Raw genomic sequence first — 17714 nt, forward strand, 5'->3', positions numbered from 1 at the left:
GCATGGATTCCCGATGACTTCCCGTTTTCCCCACCAAGACCCACCGCCATCGCACAAAGCCCTCTGTGCGTTGGATTTGGGTGTGCCCGGCCATGCCGATGCGGCGGAAACTGCCTTCCCACAGGACAGTTTGCAGGCCTTGCTGGGCGCATTCGTCACCAGCGCGCAGGCCATGCCGTGGGCGGCTTACCGTGCGGGCGACAAACTGCATCTGATCGGGCAGGGCGGCCTGGCCAGGGATTGGCCAGTGGCGATTGCCCAAGAGACATTCCAGGCTTTTTGCCGCGACCAGGGCCTGCACCGCTGGGCCACCGGCCAGGGCGAAACTGCGCTGGGCTGGGTGTTGGCACCGCAGAGCGAAGCGAGCAACCTGCGCGTGGCAGAGCTGGCGCGCAAGCTGGGCCTGCGCCTGCAAACCGATGCCCTGGCCCGGGCCCATGCCAGCCAGCGGGTGCTCTTCGAGATCACCTACCTGGCCAGTTCCACGCGAGACCGTGGAACGTTTTTGCAAGGTGTACACCGCCAACTGTCGACCCTGATCGACGCTGAAAACTTCTATCTGGCGCAGTACGAGAGCCAGACCGACAAGCTCAGTTGGCCGTACTACGTGGACCACACCGATGAGGAGGTCATGGATGCCGAGGCCTACGAGCCCATCGACCGCCAACACCTCTCGATGACCGGTTATGTCCTGACCACCGGGGAGCCACTGTTTGTCAACGCCATGGACATCGCTTTAGCGGAAGAGCAAGGGGTGTTCCATTGCAGGGGCCACCGCCCGGAATTCTGGATGGGGGTGCCGCTGAAAAACGCCTCCGATGAGGTGTTCGGCATGCTGGCGATGCAGGTCTACGACGTGGCACGGATCTACAGCGTCGAGGACCGCGAGCTGTTTCTGGTGGTGGCGCGCCACGTGGCGATGGCGCTGGACCGGATTCTGCACCGCGTGCACCTCGAAGAAACCGTGGCCCGGCGTACGCTGGAGCTGTCCACCCTGAATGACGCGCTGCGGCACGAGGTGGCTGACCGCGAACGCGCAGAACACTTGCAGCGCGCTTTGTTCCAGATCACCGAATTGGCCAGCCAGCCGGGCGACATGGCCGAGCTGTTCCGTGGCCTGCACGGCATCGTGGGCGAGCTGCTGTTTGCCCGCAACTTCTACATCGCGCTGTTCGACGATGCCACCACCGAGGTGACTTTTCCGTACTACGTGGACGAATTTCTGGACAAAGTGCCCAAGCCCCGGCGCGGTGAGCGCGGTGTGACGGAATACGTCATCCGCCAGCGGCGGCCTTGCCTGATCGACCCCCAGGAAGTCCTGCGGCTGGAGAGCCTGGGGGAGATTGCTGCGCACCGGGGCACCAACCTGTCGCATTCCTGGCTCGGTATTCCGCTGTTCGATGGCGACGTGGTGCGCGGCGTGCTGGCAGTACAGAGTTATTCGCCCGACATCCACTATTCCTTGCGCGACCAGGAGCTGCTGACCTTTGTCTCACGGCACATCGACACGGCCTTGTCCCGACGCAGCGCGGCCGAAGCCATCCACACCGCCAACACCCGGCTGGAGGCGAGGGTGCAGGACCGCACCCGCGAGCTGGACCATGCCAATGCCCAGCTGCAGCACGAAAACGGCCATGACTCGCTGACCGGTCTGCCCAACCGCGCGCATTTGCAGCAGCGCCTGCACAGCGCTTGGCAGGCGTTCTGCGACCATGGCCAGGAACTGGTGGTGATGTTCATCGACCTGGACCGCTTCAAGATGGTCAACGACAGCCTGGGCCACCACTCCGGCGACCTGCTGCTGGTCCAGGTCGCCGATCGCCTGCGCAAATGCATGCGCGACAGCGATTTGCTGGCCCGCCTGGGCGGTGATGAATTCGCGGTGCTGGCCTTTGGTGCGCCGCCGGACGTCACCGCGGCCATCGCCGAACGGATTCTGCAGGCCTTCGAGCTACCGTTCCACATCGATGGGCACGCCGTGTTTTCGTCGTGCAGTGTCGGCGTGGTCGGTGCCGACAGCCAGTTCCACCACGAACCCGCCGACCTGCTGCGCGATGCCGATACCGCCATGTACCGGGTGAAAAACGCCGGGCGCGACAGCTATGCGCTGTTCAGCCAGGAAGTGCGCCGCGAGGTGTCCGACCAGATGGAGCAGGAGAACGCCCTGCGCAATGCGCTCAAGCGCAACGACGAACTGCTGCCGTATTTCCAGCCGATCATCGATGTGCAGACCGGCACCACGGTGGCGTTGGAGGCCTTGATCCGCTGGCACCAGCCCGGCGGCAACATCGTCGCGCCCGGCGAGTTTTTACCGGCGCTGGAAGGTCTGCGGCTGATCGGTCGGCTGGATTTCTACATGCTGCACAGTGTGGTGGCGATCCTGGCGCAACCTGAGCATGCGCATTGGCCGACCGTGCATGTGAACTGCTCCAGCTACAGCATCACCCGCACCGAATTCTCCAGTGAAGTGCTCAGTTTATTGGCCGATTACGGCGTGGCACCCTCGCGCATTTGCCTGGAGCTGACCGAAGGTGCCCTGGTGGCCGAACCGGAGCTGGCGCGCCAGGCCATGAAACACCTGGCGGACAACGGTGTGTCGGTGGTGCTAGACGATTTCGGTGCCGGCTTCTCGTCGCTGAGCTATGTGCACCAGTACCACTTCAGCGGCCTGAAGATTGATAGGTCCTTCATTTTGGAGCTGACCACCAGCCCGCGCAGCCGCGCCATCGTGCGGGCCATTGTGCGCATGGCCGAATCGCTGGACCTGAGCATCGTCGCCGAAGGGGTGGAGGATGCCGAAACCCTGGCCTTACTGCGTGACATGGGTGCCGGCCAGGCGCAGGGCTACTACTTCTCTAGGCCGGTGCCCCAGGAAGCGCTGGACCTCCGCCTGCTGGCTGCCGTGTAGGTAAACGGTTTGCGGGGCCAGGGCTGCCGCTTAGCGGTCCGTGCGCTTCACATACTGCTTGCTCCAGAACAACTGGTGCAGCGGCAGCCGTGCGTCCAGCAGTGCAGCCCAGTTGCTGAAGCGCGCTCCGGGTTTGGGCAGCTCGCTCTGCCAATGGTCGAGCTGCCGGGTGGGTTCGCGGTGGAGGCGCTGAAGAACACCGGCCAGGTGTGGGTGGGTGGCGCGTCCGTCACCTGCATCAGCGGCAGCGTGTTGCTGTAAGCACGTGCGTTAAGACATTTGCTTTCAAAAATCTGTCATCTTCCAGCCCCACCCGGCGTTATGGTCCCACCTGGCGCATTTGCCGGATTGAAAAGGATACAACCATGTGGAAACGTGTCTCGTTGGTCTGGGCTGTCGTCAAGGGCGATGCCCGCTTGCTGTGGTTCGCCTTGCAGCACCCGCAGTCGCCGCCCTGGCTGAAGTGGGGCACGGCAGGCATCGTGCTGTACCTGCTGTCACCGGTGGACCTGGTGCCCGACTTCATCCCCATCGCAGGCTTGCTGGACGACCTGGTGCTGGTGCCGCTGGCCATGGGCTGGCTGCTGAAAAAGCTGCCCACCCACATCTTTGACGACATCACCCGCCGCGCCCGGGGCGGCGCGCAGGGTGCAAACGACGTGGTGCAGCGCTGACGCAGCACCTTGTCACTATCAACTTGATAGCTTCTCGCGCTTATCTAATAAGCGTGGGGTGCCGATTCAATGCCTAATTGCGGCGCTGCAACGCGATTAAGGGAAAACCCTTACACTCGGGTTAACCCTTAAATCTATTGCAGAGGCCCCCATGATCGCTACTTCTTTTTCTCTGGCTGGCCCTTCGGCTCCCACCACCGTCCGCGCAGCCAGCCCAGCATCTGCACAGCACGCCACCCAGCCCGGCAAAAAGCCTTTCGCCTGGTTCGCCGCACTGAACCGCGCCAGCCTGTGGCTCAGCCAGTCTCGCACCACCTGGGCTACTGCAGGCCATACACTGAACTAAGCGCTGGGCGGCTGGTCCCACGGCGGCTCGGGCGGAAAGCGCTCGGCCAGAAAATCCAGCAGGGCCCGCAGCGCAGCAGGCATATTTTTGCGTGAGGCGTACACAGCGTAGATGCCCAGCTCACGCTGCTGCACCGCAGGCAGCAAGGCCACCAGCTGGCCGCTGTGCACCAGCGGCGCGGCCATGAAAGTCGGCAACAGGGCCACTCCCACACCGGCCACGGCGGCCTGCAGCAGCGAGGTGGACTCGTTGGCACTGAGGTTGCCGCCCACCGCCACCGACGACGGCTGGCCATCCAGTTCAAAGTTCCACAGCGTTTTGCCATAGTACGAATGCGTCAGGCAGTTGTGCGCGGCCAGGTCTTCCATGCGCCGGATGGGTGGGTGCGTGCGCAGGTAGTCGGGTGCGGCGCAGACCATGGAGCGGCACACGGTGAGACGGCGGGCAATCAGGTTGGGGTCGAGCGCATGGCTGATGCGCACCGCCAGGTCGATGCGCTCCTCCACCAGGTTCACCGCCCGGTCCAGTAGCACCAGATCGACCGACACGGCGGGGTAGCGCTTCACGAAGTCGGCCACCGCCCAGGTCAGGTGCGTCTGGCCGAAAGACGTGCTGACGGTGATCCGCAGCAGCCCCTGGGGCGTGGTTTCGGGCACCGCCACCGCCTGCTGCATGTCGGTAGTCAGCGCCAGCACCGCGCGGCAGCGCTGCAAGGTCTCGCTGCCCGCCGGGGTGACGCTGAGCTTGCGGGTGGTGCGGTGCAGCAGCCGCGCCCCGGTCCAGCCCTCCAGCTCGGCAATGAACCGCGACACCACCGGGCGCGACAGGCCCAGCGCATCGGCCGCCGCCGTCTGGCTGCCCGCGTCCACCACGGCCACAAAGACCTGCATCGCCTTCAAGGTATCCATATTATTCGACCGGTTTTGACAACAAACTAGGGCAAATTCTAGGGTTTTTCCAATCAATAAACACAACTAACATTCCACCCATCGCAACACACACCTGTTTGGAAACCCCATGACCACTACTTCCACCGCTGCCCGCTGGGCCCTCACCGCCCTTGCCGCAGCCACCCTGGCCGCCCCGGCCCTGGCCGCAGGCCCGCTCAAGCTGGATGTCTACAACCCCGGCCATGAGGCCATCTTCCCCGTCTCGTCGGTGCTGGTCACCGGCGAAAAAGACGCGGTGCTGATCGACGCGCAATTCGGCGCATCGCAGGCCGCCAAAGTGGTGGACAAAATCCGCGCCAGCGGCAAAAACCTCACCACCATCTACATCAGCCATGGCGACCCCGACTTCTACTTCGGCCTGGAAACCATTAGCAAAGCCTTCCCCGCCGCCAAGATCGTCGCCACATCGCACACCGTACAGCACATCAAAGACAGCGCTGCGGGCAAGCTGGCCTACTGGGGCCCCATCCTCAAGACCGACGCGCCCAGCACCACCGTGCTGCCCGAGGTGCTGGCCGGCCACACGCTGACGCTGGAAGGCAAAAAGCTGGAGATCAAAGGCGATGCGCAACCGGACCGCAGCTTTGTGTGGATTCCGTCGCTGAAGGCGGTGGTGGGCGGCATTCCGCTGGCCAACAACCTGCACGTGTGGATGGCCGACACCCAGACCCCCGCGTCCCACACCGGCTGGCTGGCCACGCTGGCCCAGATCCAGAAGCTCAAACCGAAAGTGGTGGTGCCCGGTCATTACCTGGAAGGCCCGTCCAAGCCGCTGAACGCCGCCCGGTACACCGCCGACTACATCAAGGCTTTCGACAAGCACACCGCCACAGCCAAGAACTCGGCGGAGCTGGTCGAAGCCATGAAGAAGGAATTCCCCACCGCAGGCGAAGTCAGCTCGCTGGAGCTGAGCGCCAAGGTGGCCAAGGGCGAAATGAAGTGGTGACCCCGCGCGGCTAAATCCAGCCAATCACTACAAAAACAATAGCTTCTTGCGCTTATCCAATGGGCGCAAGCGGCTATTTTTATGCCTGAATTTCCACCGCCAAGCGTACGGTGCCGGTAGGCTCCAGCACCCCACCCGCGCCAAAGCTGCGCTCGATGATCTGCACCCGGTCCCGCCCATGGTGCACCAGCGTGCTGGCGCGGGTGCCGTAGTGCGGCATGCAGATGAAGGTGGCCGACAGGGCGCGTTCCAGTTCCAGGCTGACCCCGGTGGCGGGCAGATCGGCATCCAAGGCCAAGCGGGTGTCGGCCAGCAGCGGCCACAGGTCGGCCTCCAGCGCCGGGGCGATGGTGGGCGACGCTGCTGCATGGTGCGTATTCAGCACCCGGGTCAAACCACTGCGCAGCCGCACCAGCTTGGGCCAGGGGGTATTGAAATCGGCATTCGACACCGCCCACACGCCGGGTGAGGGCTGGAAATGCCGCCGCTGGCGGCTCTCGAACGCCACCAGCTGCTGGCCGTCGAACAGCAACAGGTTGAAGCCGTTGAAGGCATCCGAGGTCGCGGCCAACTGCTGGGCAAAATCTTCTGCGCTGAGCTTGCTGTGCAAGAAACCGGTGACGATGCCGCCGCGCGAGGGCGCATCCGAGCGCATGTCCGCCGGGTCGCGCACATTGGTCAGCGCCGCCAACCGCCCGCTGGGCCGGTGCACGCCCATCCAGGTGCCTCCCCCCTGCAAGTCCTGCCCGGCCACGGTGTGCCCGTCGGCCCAAGCGTGCAGCGCCGTGGTGGGCCGGGCATAAAACTCATCGCGGTTGGCAGCAATGGTCAGCGGCGCGGGGGCATCGGGTTGCCATTGGAAGGCGAGGAGGCACATGGGAAGGCGGTGCGCTTCAAGTCAGTGAAAATCGATCCCCCGGCATCGCATCCTTGGGGTTGGGGCCAAAGCGGTTGCTGCCGGGCTGGCTGTCGCGCACGGCGAACACCAGCAGCACGATGGCACCCACCACAGGGACCAGCGCGATCAGCAGCCACCAGCCGCTGCGGTCGATGTCGTGCAGCCGCCGCACCGCCACCCCCAGCGAGGGCAGCAGCATGCCGAGGCTGAAAATTCCGCCCAGCACGCCCATGCCGGCATGCCGGTTGTACGAGCCCGCCAGCCCGTCGGCGATGCCCAGCGCGATGGAAATCAGGCCGTAAAACAGAAAGAAGTACCAGTATTCGCTGCGTTGCGCGCGTCCGGAAAACACGGCGTATTTCTTTAGGGCTTCGACAAACCAGTCCATCGTTTTCTCCCGCTGCGCTCAGGCGAAATGCCTGCTGAAATTATGGCCGGAAGCTTCGAATATTTTTGTGACGCATGAACACAAAACGCCGCCCGGCGCTACAAAAACCGTAACTGCTTACGCTGATGGAACAAGCACGGGCGGCCATTTTCGTCTCGAAACCCAGCGCGGCTCAGCGCAGTACCAGCACCGGCGTGTGCGAATGCGTCAGCACGTGCTGGGTTTCGCTGCCCAGCAGCAGGCGCTTGATGCCTTTGCGGCCATGCGAGGCCATGATGATCAGGTCGGCGCTGTACTTGCTGGCGGCGCTGATGATGCCCTCGGCCACCAGGTCGGACTGCACCACCACGGTGTGCACGTTCACGCCCTTGGCCTGCGCCTCGCCCTTGTAGGCATCGACCACCAGCTTGCCCTCGTCCAGCCACTGCTGTTCGATGCGGGCCGAGTCGTCCATGCTGACCGGGATGGAGCCCTCAAAGTAGCTGCGCGCATAGTGCGGCACGATCTTGACGATGTACAAGGCTGCCCCCGTGAGCGCCGCCAGGTCGATGCCGCTGGCCACGGCCTTATGGGACAAGTCGTCGCCATTGGTGGCCACAAGAATGTTGGTGTACATGCTGTATCTCCTGGAGTTGATACCAGCAGATTAATCCCATTTATTAGTTTTGGCGTTGATCTGTATCAAAAGCGGCTCTGTCCTACACCGATACGCTTGCCGCATGTCTGCCAACCTTGCGATTCCACTGCCCACGCGCCCTATAGCCCCCGTGTGGCTGGACGATCCCACGGAATGGGCGGCCTTCACCCAGCCGTCGGCGCAGTGGCCCCACTGCCAGGAATCGCAGCTGCTGATCGACGGCATGCACTGCGCGGCCTGTGCGCTGGCGGTGGAGCAGGCCTTGCGTGCCGTGCCGGGCGTGCAGCTGGCCGAGGTGGGGGCGGCCTCGCGCCGCGCGCGGGTGGTCTGGTCGGCGGCGCACACCCAGCCCTCGGCCTGGTTGGCGGCGGTAGAGCGCGCCGGGTACCACGCCATTCCCGCGCTGGATGCCTCCGAACGGGCACGCCGCAAACAAGAGCAGCGCCGGGCGTTGTGGCGCTGGCTGGTGGCGGGTTTTTGCATGCTGCAGGTGATGATGTACGCCATGCCCGCCTACGTGGCCGGGCCGGGCGAAATGACCGCCGACATGGCGCAACTGCTGCGCTGGGCCTCGTGGGTGCTGACGCTGCCGGTGGTGGTGTTTTCCTGCGGGCCGTTTTTTGCCAATGCCTGGCGCGACATACGCCAGCACCGCGTCAGCATGGACCTGCCCGCCGCCTTAGGCATGGCGGTGACCTTTGCCGTCAGCAGCGCCGCCACCTTCGACCCGCAAGGCGTGCTGGGGCACGAGGTGTACTTCGACTCGCTGACCATGTTTGTGTTCTTTTTGCTTACCGGCCGCTGGCTGGAGCTGCGCCTGCGCGACCGCACCGCCGGGGCTTTGGAGGCCTTGATCAGCCGCCTGCCCGACAGTGTGGAGTGCTGGGACGGCACAGCCTTCGTGCGCGTGGCCGTGCGGCGGCTGCAGGTAGGCGACCACCTGCGCGTACTGCCGGGCGAGGCTTTCCCCGCCGACGGCACCTTGCTGCAAGGCCGCACCCAGGTGGACGAGGCGCTGCTCACCGGCGAGTCCACCCCGCTGGGCCGCGCGGTGGGCGAGCCGGTGCTGGCCGGTAGCTACAACCTCAGCGCCCCGGTGGAGCTGCACGTAGACCGCCTGGGCGAAAACACCCGCTTTGCCCAGATCGTGGCGCTGATGGCCCAGGCCGCCAGCCAGAAGCCCCGGCTGGCGCAACTGGCCGACCGGGTGGCGCGGCCCTTTTTGGTGGGCGTGCTGCTGGCCGCCGCGCTGGCGGGCGTGCTGTGGTGGCCGTCTGGCCCCGGCCATGCGCTGATGGTGGTAGTGGCGGTGCTCATAGTGACCTGCCCCTGCGCGCTGTCGCTGGCTACCCCGGCAGCGCTGCTGGCTGCGGCGGGGCGGCTGGCCCAATCGGGCGTACTCGTGCGCCGCCTGCAGGCGATGGAAAACCTGGCACAGGTGGACACCGTGGTGTTTGACAAGACCGGCACACTGACCCAAGGCGGCATGGCGGTGGTCGCTATCCGCACCCGGGGCAGTATGCCGCCCGCCGTGGCGCTGGGGCTGGCCGCCGGGCTGGCCGGTCAGTCGCTGCACCCGGCATCGCGGGCGGTGGCCGCCGCCGCCCAGGCCCAGGGCGTGGTACCGGAGCAACTGCGCCAGGTGGAAGAAGTGGCCGGGCACGGCATGCGCGGCATGGATGCCTTGGGCCGCGTCACCTTCGGGTCCGCCACCTGGTGCAGCGTGCCCGCCGGGTTCGAGGTGAACGAGGCCGTGCGGCAGGTCTATCTGGGCGACGGGCTGGGCTGGCTGGCCACGTTTGATTTGTCCGAAGACGTGCGACCCGACGCGGTGCAGGCCATCCAGGCGCTGCAGGCCGCCGGGCTGCGGGTGGAGCTGTTGTCGGGCGACCACCCTGCCGCCGCGGCGCGGGTGGCGGCGCAGGTCGGCATCACCGAGGTCACCCAGGTGCGCGGCGGCTGCACGCCCACCGACAAACTGCTGCACCTGCAAGCTCTGCAACGCCAGGGCCACCATGTGGCCATGGTGGGCGATGGCCTGAACGACGGCCCGGTGCTGGCCGCCGCCCACGTGTCCTTTGCCTTTGGGCAGGCGGTGCCGCTGGCGCAACGGCAGGCCGACCTGGTGGTCACCGGCGACACGCTGGGCCGGGTGCCGCAGACGCTGCTCTTGGCCCGGCGTACATTGCGGGTGGTGCGGCAAAACCTGGCCTGGGCCGCAGGCTACAACGCAGTGTGCGTGCCGCTGGCCCTGGCCGGTTGGCTGCCCGCCTGGCTGGCCGGGCTGGGCATGGCGCTGAGTTCGCTGCTGGTGGTGCTGAATGCCGCCCGCCTGTCCCGCAACTAGGATTTATATGAAAACAGCCTCCCGTGCTTATTCCCTCAGCGTGACGAGCTACAAAATATGTAGCATTTACTAGAAGGCCTGTTGATGGACATCCTGTACCTCCTGATCCCCCTGTCCGTCGTGCTGGTGCTGCTGATCCTGGGCGGGCTGTGGTGGGCGATTTTTCAAGGCCAGTTTGAATCGGTCGAGCAAGAAGGCGAGCGCATTCTTCACAACGATTGACCGGCTATGCGCTGGCGTGGATAACTTCTACGCAAGTGGTTATACTGAATTTTATAAAATTCAGTATAACCATGCTGCATACCTCACAAAGCACCGCCGCCCAGACCGCATTTGCCTCCATCAGCAGTGCAAACATGCTGGACACCGTGCGCAGCATCGCAAGCCTTCCCGGCAGCTTCTCACTCAAAAAAATCAAAGAAAAGCCTTACTGGTACTACCAAACTGCGGATTTGACGGGTACACAAAAGCAATTTTTTCTGGGTCCGGCAACCGATGAGCTGAGTGCATTAATTGATCTGCATCGCAATGGGAGCGATAAAAAGCTCCACCTGAAACGCTTGTCCCAACAAGCCGTTTTTGCGGGCTGCACCTCCATCACGCCAACCCACGCCAAGATACTGTTGCGGCTGGCCGATGCGGGCTTTTTCAAAGCGGGCGGAATCCTGGTGGGGACGCACGTTTTCATGGGCTACCAAAACTATCTTGGCGTTCGCTGGGTGTCAGACGCGCAAACTTTGGATCTGGACTTTGCCCACGCAGGGAAAAATGTGTCCATTGCCATTCCCTCGGATGTGCAGATGGACATGGGGAGTGCCATTGAATCTCTGAAAATGGGATTTGTCCCGGTGCAGAGTCTCACAACCTATGTGAAATCGGATGAAACCGATCTACAGATCGACTTTGTGACCTGCTTGCACCGGGGTGGTGACACCCCCGTATTGGTCAAGGCACTCAATGCCACCATGCAGCCGTTGAAGTTCATGGAATTTTCGATGGAGTCACCGATCCAGATGACGCTGCTGTCCCAGCAGGGGCCGATTTTGGTCAATGTTCCGCCACCCGAAAAGTATGCTGTCCACAAGCTGCTGGTGCATGGCGAGAGGCCACAAAAAATGCGCGTCAAAGCCCAGAAGGACTTAGAACAAGCTGCAGCCCTGATTGAGTACCTTGGCGAAAACGACCCAGACGCGCTCAACGAAGCCTGGCTGGACTTAATGGGCCGAGGACCCGGCTGGAGATCCCGTGCAATGGATGGACTCCAGGCGCTACAAGCAGCGCACCCCGGCATATCCACACGTGCGTTGGCGGAATAAGCGAAAACCAGCTAAGGACAGGCATACCGTTCGCACAAGACTTGACCTGTATCAAGGCGCGCAGCCGCCATCGCTTCGACACTGCCAGGAACACAAACGAGGGTTCCATGGCTTATACAAATACACAGACCGATCCCCCCGAGGTCTACAGCGACACGGCGGTACGGCAGTTTTCCCTGATGGCCGTGGTCTGGGGGGTGGTGGGCATGCTGGTGGGGGTGGTCATTGCCTCGCAACTGGCCTGGCCGGAGCTGAACTTCGGCATTTCCTGGCTCAGCTACGGGCGGCTACGGCCCCTGCACACCAACGCGGTGATTTTTGCGTTTGGCGGCTGTTCGCTGATGGCCACCAGCCTGTTTGTGGTGCAGCGTACCTGCCAGGTGCGGCTGTTTTGCCCGCCGCTGGCGGCGTTCGTGTTCTGGGGCTGGCAGGCGGTGATCGTTGCCGCCGCCATCAGCCTGCCCATGGGCTACACCACCGGCAAGGAATACGCCGAGCTGGAGTGGCCCATCGACATCCTGATCACGCTGGTGTGGGTGTCCTACGCCATCGTGTTCTTTGGCACCGTGGGCCGCCGCCGGGTGCAGCACATCTACGTGGCGAACTGGTTCTTCGGGGCCTTCATCATCGCCGTGGCGCTGCTGCATGTGGTGAACAGCGCCGAGGTGCCTGCGGGCTGGATGAAGTCGTACTCGGCCTATGCCGGGGTGCAAGACGCGATGGTGCAGTGGTGGTATGGCCACAACGCGGTGGGTTTCTTTTTGACCGCTGGTTTCCTGGGCATGATGTATTACTTCATCCCCAAGCAGGCCGAGCGGCCGGTGTACTCGTACCGCCTGTCCATCGTGCACTTCTGGGCGCTGATCTTCACCTACATGTGGGCCGGTCCACACCACCTGCACTACACCGCCCTGCCCGACTGGACGCAGTCTCTGGGCATGGTGTTCTCGCTGATCCTGCTGGCCCCCAGCTGGGGCGGCATGATCAACGGCGTGATGACGCTCTCCGGCGCCTGGCACAAGCTGCGCGACGACCCGATCCTGCGCTTTTTGATCGTCTCGCTGTCGTTCTACGGCATGAGCACCTTCGAGGGCCCGATGATGGCCATCAAGACCGTCAACGCGCTCAGCCACTACACCGACTGGACCGTAGGCCACGTGCACTCGGGTGCTCTGGGCTGGGTGGGCCTGGTGTCCATGGGTTCGCTCTACCACCTGATTCCGCGCATGTTTGGCGGCAAGAAGATGCACAGCGTGCCCGCCATCGAACTGCACTTCTGGCTGGCCACCGTGGGCATCGTGCTCTACATCGCCGCCATGTGGATTGCCGGTGTGATGCAAGGCCTGATGTGGGGCGCGGTGAACACCGACGGCACCCTGACCTACACCTTTGTGGAAAGCGTCAAAGCCACCTACCCGTTCTACGTGGTGCGCATGCTGGGCGGCCTGCTGTACCTCATCGGCATGCTGGTGATGGCCTGGAACGTGTGGATGACGGCCACCCGGGGCCGCTCGGTGCTGGTGCCCGTGCCTTCTTCTTCGCTGGCCCACGCTTGAAAGACCCCCATGGCTGACAACAAGAAACCCATCGCGTTTTTCTCGCACGAAAAGATCGAGACCAACAACTTTCTGATGATCGTGCTGATTCTGCTGGTGGTCGCCGTGGGCGGGCTGGTGGAGATCGTGCCGCTGTTCTTCCAGAAGTCCACCACCGAGCCGGTCACCGGCCTCAAGCCCTACACCCCGCTGCAGCTGATTGGCCGCGACGTATACCTGCGCGAGGGCTGCTACAACTGCCATTCGCAAATGATCCGCCCGTTCCGCGCCGAGACGCTGCGCTACGGCCACTACTCGGTGGCCGGTGAGTTCGTGTACGACCACCCGTTCCAGTGGGGCAGCAAACGCACCGGGCCCGACCTGCACCGCGTGGGCGGCAAGTACAGCGACGAATGGCACCGCATCCACCTGAACAACCCGCGCGACGTGGTGCCCGAGTCCAACATGCCCAGCTACCCCTGGCTGGAAACCGCCCTGGTCGACCCCACCGTGGTCGCCCCGCGCATGCGGGCCCTGCGCAGCGTGGGCGTGCCCTACACCGATGCCGAGATTGCCGGTGGCGCCGAGGCGGTGAAAAACAAGACCGAGCAAGACGCACTGATCGCCTACCTGCAGGTCATGGGCCGGGCCCTGACCGACCAGCTGGCGGCCAAGGCGGCCGAAAGCACCGCGGCCCCTGCCGCCCCGGCTGCGGCTGCCGCCCCCGCCGTCCCCGCCAGCGCCCCCTGATTCAGAAAGCCCACCATGGATGTCACCACCTTGCGCGTCATCGCCACTGTCAGCAGCTTCATCACCTTCCTCGGCATCTGGGCGTGGGCGTTTTCGCGCCGCAACAAAGCGCAGTTTGACGATGCGGCGCAGCTGCCCTTCCTCCAGGACTGACCCAGAAAGATTCTTATGAGCGATTTCAACAGCGACTTCTGGTCGATTTTCGTGAGCGTGGTGTCGGCGGTCAGCATCGCCGCCTGCCTGCTGCTGCTGTGGGTCACGGCCCGCAAGAAGGTGCCGTTCCAAAGCGACAACACCACCGGCCACGTGTGGGACGAAGACCTGCGCGAAATGAACAACCCGCTACCCCTGTGGTGGGTGGGCCTGTTCATCCTGACGGTGCTGTTTTCCATCGGCTACCTGGTGGTCTACCCCGGCATGGGCAGCTACAAGGGCACCTTGGGCTGGACCCAGGTGGGCGAGTACAACGCCGAAGTGGTACAGGCCAACCGCGAACTGGAGCCGCTGTACGCCCAGTTCACCGCCCTGCCGCCCGAGAAGCTGGCCGGCAACACCCAGGCCATGGCCGTGGGCGAGCGCCTGTTCATGAACAACTGCGCCCAGTGCCACGGCTCGGACGCACGCGGCAGCAAGGGCTTTCCCAACCTGACCGACGGCGACTGGCTGCACGGCGGCAGCCCCGAGAAGATCGCCGAAACCCTGCACCAGGGCCGCATCGGCATGATGCCGCCCATGGCCGCCGGGGTGGGCACGCCCGACGACGTGAAGAACGTGGCCAACTATGTGCTCAGCCTGTCGGGCAGCCCGCACGACTCGCTGCGCGCCGCCCTGGGCAAGTCCAAGTTTGGCCTGTGTGCGGCCTGCCACGGCGTGGGGGGCAAGGGCAACCCGGCCCTGGGCGCGCCCAATCTGTCCGACGACATCTGGCTGCACGGCTGGGGCGAGGCCGCCATCATCGCCATGGTCAACAACGGCAAAACCAACCAGATGCCCGCCCAGACCGCCACACTGACCGAAGCGCAGATCCGCGTTTTGACCAGCTACGTGTGGGGTTTGTCGAACAAGCCGACACCCTAGTACTCAGGCACGTAAATAAAGGAACAAAATGAAAGTGATGATTTCGCGCGCAGGCCTAGGCGCAAAACGCAGACATAGCTCTGGCTATGGCGAGGCTTTGCAACGACGGTATGGGTGCGAAAGCGCGCTTTCATGTTCCGATACTTGCGTGGCTGAGTACTAAGCCATGCGTAAAACCATCCCCATCACCCCGGTCGCTGCCGATGGCGAGCTGGTGTCGCTGTACGCGGCCCAGGCCAAGATCTATCCGCGCTCGGTGCAGGGCCTGTTTGCCCGCTGGCGTTGGGGCATGGTGTTTCTCACGCAACTGGTGTTTTACGGCCTGCCCTGGCTGCAGTTTGGTGAGCGCCAGGCGGTTCTGCTGGACCTGGCGGCGCGGCGGTTTTACCTGTTTGGCCTGGTGCTGTACCCGCAGGACTTCATCTACCTGACCGGGCTGCTGGTGGTGTCGGCCCTGTCGCTGTTTTTGTTTACCGCCGTGGCCGGGCGGCTGTGGTGCGGCTTTACCTGCCCGCAGACGGTGTACAGCGAGATTTTCATGTGGATCGAGCGCCGTATCGAAGGCGACCGGGGCGCGCGTATCCGCCTGGACGGCAGCCCCCTGTCGGCCCAGAAAATAGGCAAAAAGTGGGCCAAACACGCGGTGTGGATTCTGCTGTCGCTGTGGACCGGCTTTACCTTTGTGTCGTACTTCACCCCCACCCAGGAGCTGCTGCAGGAGTCGCTGGACCTGAGCTTTGGCTCGTGGGAGGTGTTTTGGGGCCTGTTTTACAGCGCCGCCACCTATGGCAACGCGGGCTTCATGCGCGAGCAGGTGTGCAAGTACATGTGCCCCTATGCCCGCTTCCAGAGCGCCATGTTCGACAAGGACACGCTCATCGTCAGCTACGACACGGGCCGGGGCGAGCCGCGCGGTGCCCGCTCCCGCAAGGCCAATAATGATGCATTGGCGGTGCTGGGCCTGGGCTCGTGCGTGGACTGCACCCTGTGCGTGCAGGTCTGCCCCACCGGCATCGACATCCGCCAGGGCCTGCAGTACGAATGCATCAACTGCGCCGCCTGTGTGGACGTGTGCGATGGCGTGATGGACAAAATGGGCTACGCCCGGGGCCTGATCCGCTTTGCCACCCAGAACGGCATGGCCGGGGGCTGGAACGCCCGCCAGATCCTGCGCCGGGTGCTGCGGCCCCGGGTGCTGATCTACACCGCGCTGCTGTGGACCATTGCGGCCGCGCTGCTGGCCACGCTGCTGCTGCGCACCCCGCTGAAGGTGGACGTGGTGCGCGACCGCGCCGCCTTGTCGCGCATCGTGGGCGGGGGCCAGCTGGAAAACGTCTACCGGCTGCAGGTGATGAACGCTACCGAGCTGCCCCAGCGCTACACCTTGTCGGCCCACGGGCTGGCCGGGCTGGTGGTGGCATCGGAGACCGAGGTGGAGGTGGGTGCCGTGGCGTCGCGCTGGGTGGCGGTGCGCCTGCACATCCCCTACGGCTCGGCCACGCCCGGCTCGCACCCGGTGGTGTTCGACATCGCCAGTGCCGACGGCAAGCACCGCATATCCGAAAAATCCACGTTCATCGTGCCCCGATAAGGAGAGAAGCCATGTCTGACAACACCCCTAAACCCTGGTGGAAATACGGCCATGTCTGGCTGGTGATCTCCGGCCCGCTGGTGGTGGTGGTGGCCGGGGTGGTCACCGCCTGGATCGCATTCACCCAGCAAGACCCGGTGCTGGCCCAGGACTACTACCGCCAGGGCTTGAACATCAACCAGACCCTGGCCACCCAGGGCTCGCTGGCCCCCGCCATCCAGGGGCGCAACCACGCCGCCACGCCGCCTGGCGCGGTGCGGCCCAAATAAGCGGAGCACGCAATGGCACCCCCGCGTTGGATCAGTGTGTTGTGGCCGGCTTTTTTAGGCGCCTGCCTGCTGGAGGGCCTGGTGTTTGCCGTGGTCGACCCGAACAGCCTGCAATGGCAGGGGCAGTCGCTGGAATGGTCGCGGCAAGGCGTGTACAGCCTGGCCTTTTTTACCTTCTGGGCGGTGGCAGCGGCGATCAGCAGCCTGACCCTGCTGGTCAGTCAGCCGGTGAACAATGTGCCTACTGGCAGGTCTGCAGATTGACGATGCGCTTGAGCGCGTCGGTGTCCAGGATGCGGATGTGGCGCTGCTTGACTTCGACAATGCCGTCCTCGGAGAACTTCGAGAACGTGCGGCTCACTGTTTCCAGCTTCAGGCCCAGGTAGCTGCCGATTTCTTCGCGCGTCATGCGCAGCACCAGCTCCAGCGGCGAGAAGCCGCGTGCGTGCAGGCGCTGCACCAGGTTCAGCAAAAAGGCCGCCAGCCGCTCCTCGGCCCGCATGCTGCCCAGCAGCAGCATCACGCCGTGCTCGCGCACGATTTCGCGGCTCATGATCTTGTGCACATGGCGCTGCAGGGCGTTGACCTCGCGCGACAGCTCTTCGATGCGCTCAAACGGCATCTCGCACACCTCGGCATCCTCCAGCGCCACTGCATCGCAGGTGTGCTGGTCGTTGACGATGCCGTCCAAGCCGATGATCTCGCCCGCCATCTGGAAGCCGGTGACCTGGTCGCGCCCGTCCTCGGTGGTGACCGAGGTCTTGAAAAACCCGGTGCGGATGGCATACAGCGCGGTAAATGTCTCGCCGTTGCGGAACAGCGTAGCCCCGCGTTTGACCTTGCGGCGCACGGCCACCAGGCCGTCGATGCGGTCCAGCTCGTCCTGGTTCAGGCCGAGCGGCATGCACAGCTCACGCAGATTGCAGTTCGAGCAGGCGACTTTGATGGCGATAGGTGTCATGCACGTAGTATGGACTTTTTGTGTGGCCTTATTCTCAACACATCGATCTGCAGGGGTGTTGATCCAGGTCAAGGGAGGCCCGGACCCTTCGCGGCACATTGCAGGGATGCAACAAAAGCGC

Annotated in this window: 19 protein-coding genes and 1 pseudogene; 14 read left to right on the forward strand and 6 right to left on the reverse strand. The window is 64.0% G+C overall.

Annotated features, from left to right (window positions below):
• Window positions 1-13 precede the first annotated feature (13 nt).
• Window positions 14-2908 carry a sensor domain-containing phosphodiesterase gene (locus AC097O_RS18675; protein WP_479594376.1) on the forward strand — a complete coding sequence of 965 codons (2895 nt, stop codon included), beginning with the start codon at window positions 14-16 and terminating at the stop codon, window positions 2906-2908.
• A 69-nt stretch (window positions 2909-2977) separates the two neighbouring features.
• Here the strand turns inward: AC097O_RS18675 and AC097O_RS18680 are convergent.
• Window positions 2978-3094: pseudogene (locus tag AC097O_RS18680) on the reverse strand (magnesium transporter CorA); the annotation flags it as partial.
• 179 nt (window positions 3095-3273) lie between these two features.
• Here AC097O_RS18680 and AC097O_RS18685 point away from each other — a divergent pair.
• Entirely contained in the window at window positions 3274-3582 is a 309-nt protein-coding gene (locus tag AC097O_RS18685) for a YkvA family protein (RefSeq protein WP_479594377.1), read from the forward strand.
• A gap of 151 nt (window positions 3583-3733) precedes the next feature.
• Window positions 3734-3928 carry a hypothetical protein gene (locus AC097O_RS18690; RefSeq protein WP_479594378.1) on the forward strand — a complete coding sequence of 65 codons (195 nt, stop codon included), beginning with the start codon at window positions 3734-3736 and terminating at the stop codon, window positions 3926-3928.
• On the opposite strand, the gene AC097O_RS18695 is transcribed toward AC097O_RS18690, so the two are convergent.
• Window positions 3925-4836 (reverse strand): LysR family transcriptional regulator, encoded by a 912-nt coding sequence (locus tag AC097O_RS18695; protein WP_479594379.1) that lies wholly within the window; start codon window positions 4834-4836, stop codon window positions 3925-3927. The genes AC097O_RS18690 and AC097O_RS18695 overlap by 4 nt on opposite strands.
• Before the next feature lie 109 nt (window positions 4837-4945).
• Between AC097O_RS18695 and AC097O_RS18700 the strand changes: the two genes are divergently transcribed.
• Window positions 4946-5824 carry an MBL fold metallo-hydrolase gene (locus AC097O_RS18700; protein WP_479594380.1) on the forward strand — a complete coding sequence of 293 codons (879 nt, stop codon included), beginning with the start codon at window positions 4946-4948 and terminating at the stop codon, window positions 5822-5824.
• Window positions 5825-5903: 79 nt separating this feature from the next.
• Here the strand turns inward: AC097O_RS18700 and AC097O_RS18705 are convergent, their stop codons facing one another.
• The 3 genes from AC097O_RS18705 to AC097O_RS18715 form a co-directional block, all read right to left on the reverse strand.
• A complete protein-coding gene (locus AC097O_RS18705; RefSeq protein ID WP_479594381.1) occupies window positions 5904-6701 on the reverse strand; it encodes an NRDE family protein in 798 nt (265 codons plus the stop codon).
• Between the two features lie 16 nt (window positions 6702-6717).
• Window positions 6718-7110 (reverse strand): DUF805 domain-containing protein, encoded by a 393-nt coding sequence (locus tag AC097O_RS18710; RefSeq protein WP_479594382.1) that lies wholly within the window; start codon window positions 7108-7110, stop codon window positions 6718-6720.
• A 172-nt stretch (window positions 7111-7282) separates the two neighbouring features.
• The gene (locus tag AC097O_RS18715) at window positions 7283-7726 is read right to left on the reverse strand and encodes a universal stress protein (RefSeq protein ID WP_479594383.1); all 444 of its coding nucleotides are present in this window, start codon (window positions 7724-7726) and stop codon (window positions 7283-7285) included.
• 103 nt (window positions 7727-7829) lie between these two features.
• On the opposite strand from AC097O_RS18715, the gene AC097O_RS18720 reads away from it, so the two are divergent.
• From AC097O_RS18720 to AC097O_RS18765, 10 genes are all read left to right on the forward strand, one after another.
• Entirely contained in the window at window positions 7830-10094 is a 2265-nt protein-coding gene (locus AC097O_RS18720) for a heavy metal translocating P-type ATPase (RefSeq protein ID WP_479594384.1), read from the forward strand.
• Between the two features lie 84 nt (window positions 10095-10178).
• Entirely contained in the window at window positions 10179-10316 is a 138-nt protein-coding gene (gene ccoS / locus AC097O_RS18725) for a cbb3-type cytochrome oxidase assembly protein CcoS (protein WP_315190988.1), read from the forward strand.
• 71 nt (window positions 10317-10387) lie between these two features.
• A complete protein-coding gene (locus tag AC097O_RS18730) occupies window positions 10388-11410 on the forward strand; it encodes a GSU2403 family nucleotidyltransferase fold protein (RefSeq protein ID WP_479594385.1) in 1023 nt (340 codons plus the stop codon).
• A gap of 107 nt (window positions 11411-11517) precedes the next feature.
• Window positions 11518-12966 (forward strand): cytochrome-c oxidase, cbb3-type subunit I, encoded by a 1449-nt coding sequence (gene ccoN, locus AC097O_RS18735; protein ID WP_479594386.1) that lies wholly within the window; start codon window positions 11518-11520, stop codon window positions 12964-12966.
• A 9-nt stretch (window positions 12967-12975) separates the two neighbouring features.
• On the forward strand, window positions 12976-13695 hold the full coding sequence (ccoO, locus tag AC097O_RS18740; protein WP_479594387.1) for a cytochrome-c oxidase, cbb3-type subunit II: 720 nt from the start codon (window positions 12976-12978) through the stop codon (window positions 13693-13695).
• A gap of 15 nt (window positions 13696-13710) precedes the next feature.
• Window positions 13711-13848, forward strand: coding sequence for a CcoQ/FixQ family Cbb3-type cytochrome c oxidase assembly chaperone (locus AC097O_RS18745; RefSeq protein ID WP_315190997.1), 138 nt, complete (start codon window positions 13711-13713; stop codon window positions 13846-13848).
• Window positions 13849-13863: 15 nt separating this feature from the next.
• On the forward strand, window positions 13864-14772 hold the full coding sequence (ccoP, locus tag AC097O_RS18750; protein ID WP_479594388.1) for a cytochrome-c oxidase, cbb3-type subunit III: 909 nt from the start codon (window positions 13864-13866) through the stop codon (window positions 14770-14772).
• A 166-nt stretch (window positions 14773-14938) separates the two neighbouring features.
• Window positions 14939-16363 (forward strand): cytochrome c oxidase accessory protein CcoG, encoded by a 1425-nt coding sequence (ccoG, locus tag AC097O_RS18755; RefSeq protein ID WP_479594389.1) that lies wholly within the window; start codon window positions 14939-14941, stop codon window positions 16361-16363.
• Between the two features lie 11 nt (window positions 16364-16374).
• Window positions 16375-16632, forward strand: a complete 258-nt coding sequence (locus tag AC097O_RS18760; RefSeq protein WP_479594390.1) for a FixH family protein — start codon at window positions 16375-16377, stop codon at window positions 16630-16632.
• 12 nt (window positions 16633-16644) lie between these two features.
• Window positions 16645-16896, forward strand: a complete 252-nt coding sequence (locus tag AC097O_RS18765) for a hypothetical protein (protein WP_479594391.1) — start codon at window positions 16645-16647, stop codon at window positions 16894-16896.
• Here the strand turns inward: AC097O_RS18765 and fnr are convergent.
• The gene (gene fnr, locus AC097O_RS18770; protein WP_479594392.1) at window positions 16874-17593 is read right to left on the reverse strand and encodes a fumarate/nitrate reduction transcriptional regulator Fnr; all 720 of its coding nucleotides are present in this window, start codon (window positions 17591-17593) and stop codon (window positions 16874-16876) included. The two genes, AC097O_RS18765 and fnr, sit on opposite strands and share 23 nt — an antisense overlap.
• Window positions 17594-17714 lie beyond the last annotated feature (121 nt).

The sequence above is a fragment of the Rhodoferax sp. LS1P39 genome, assembly GCF_056521425.1.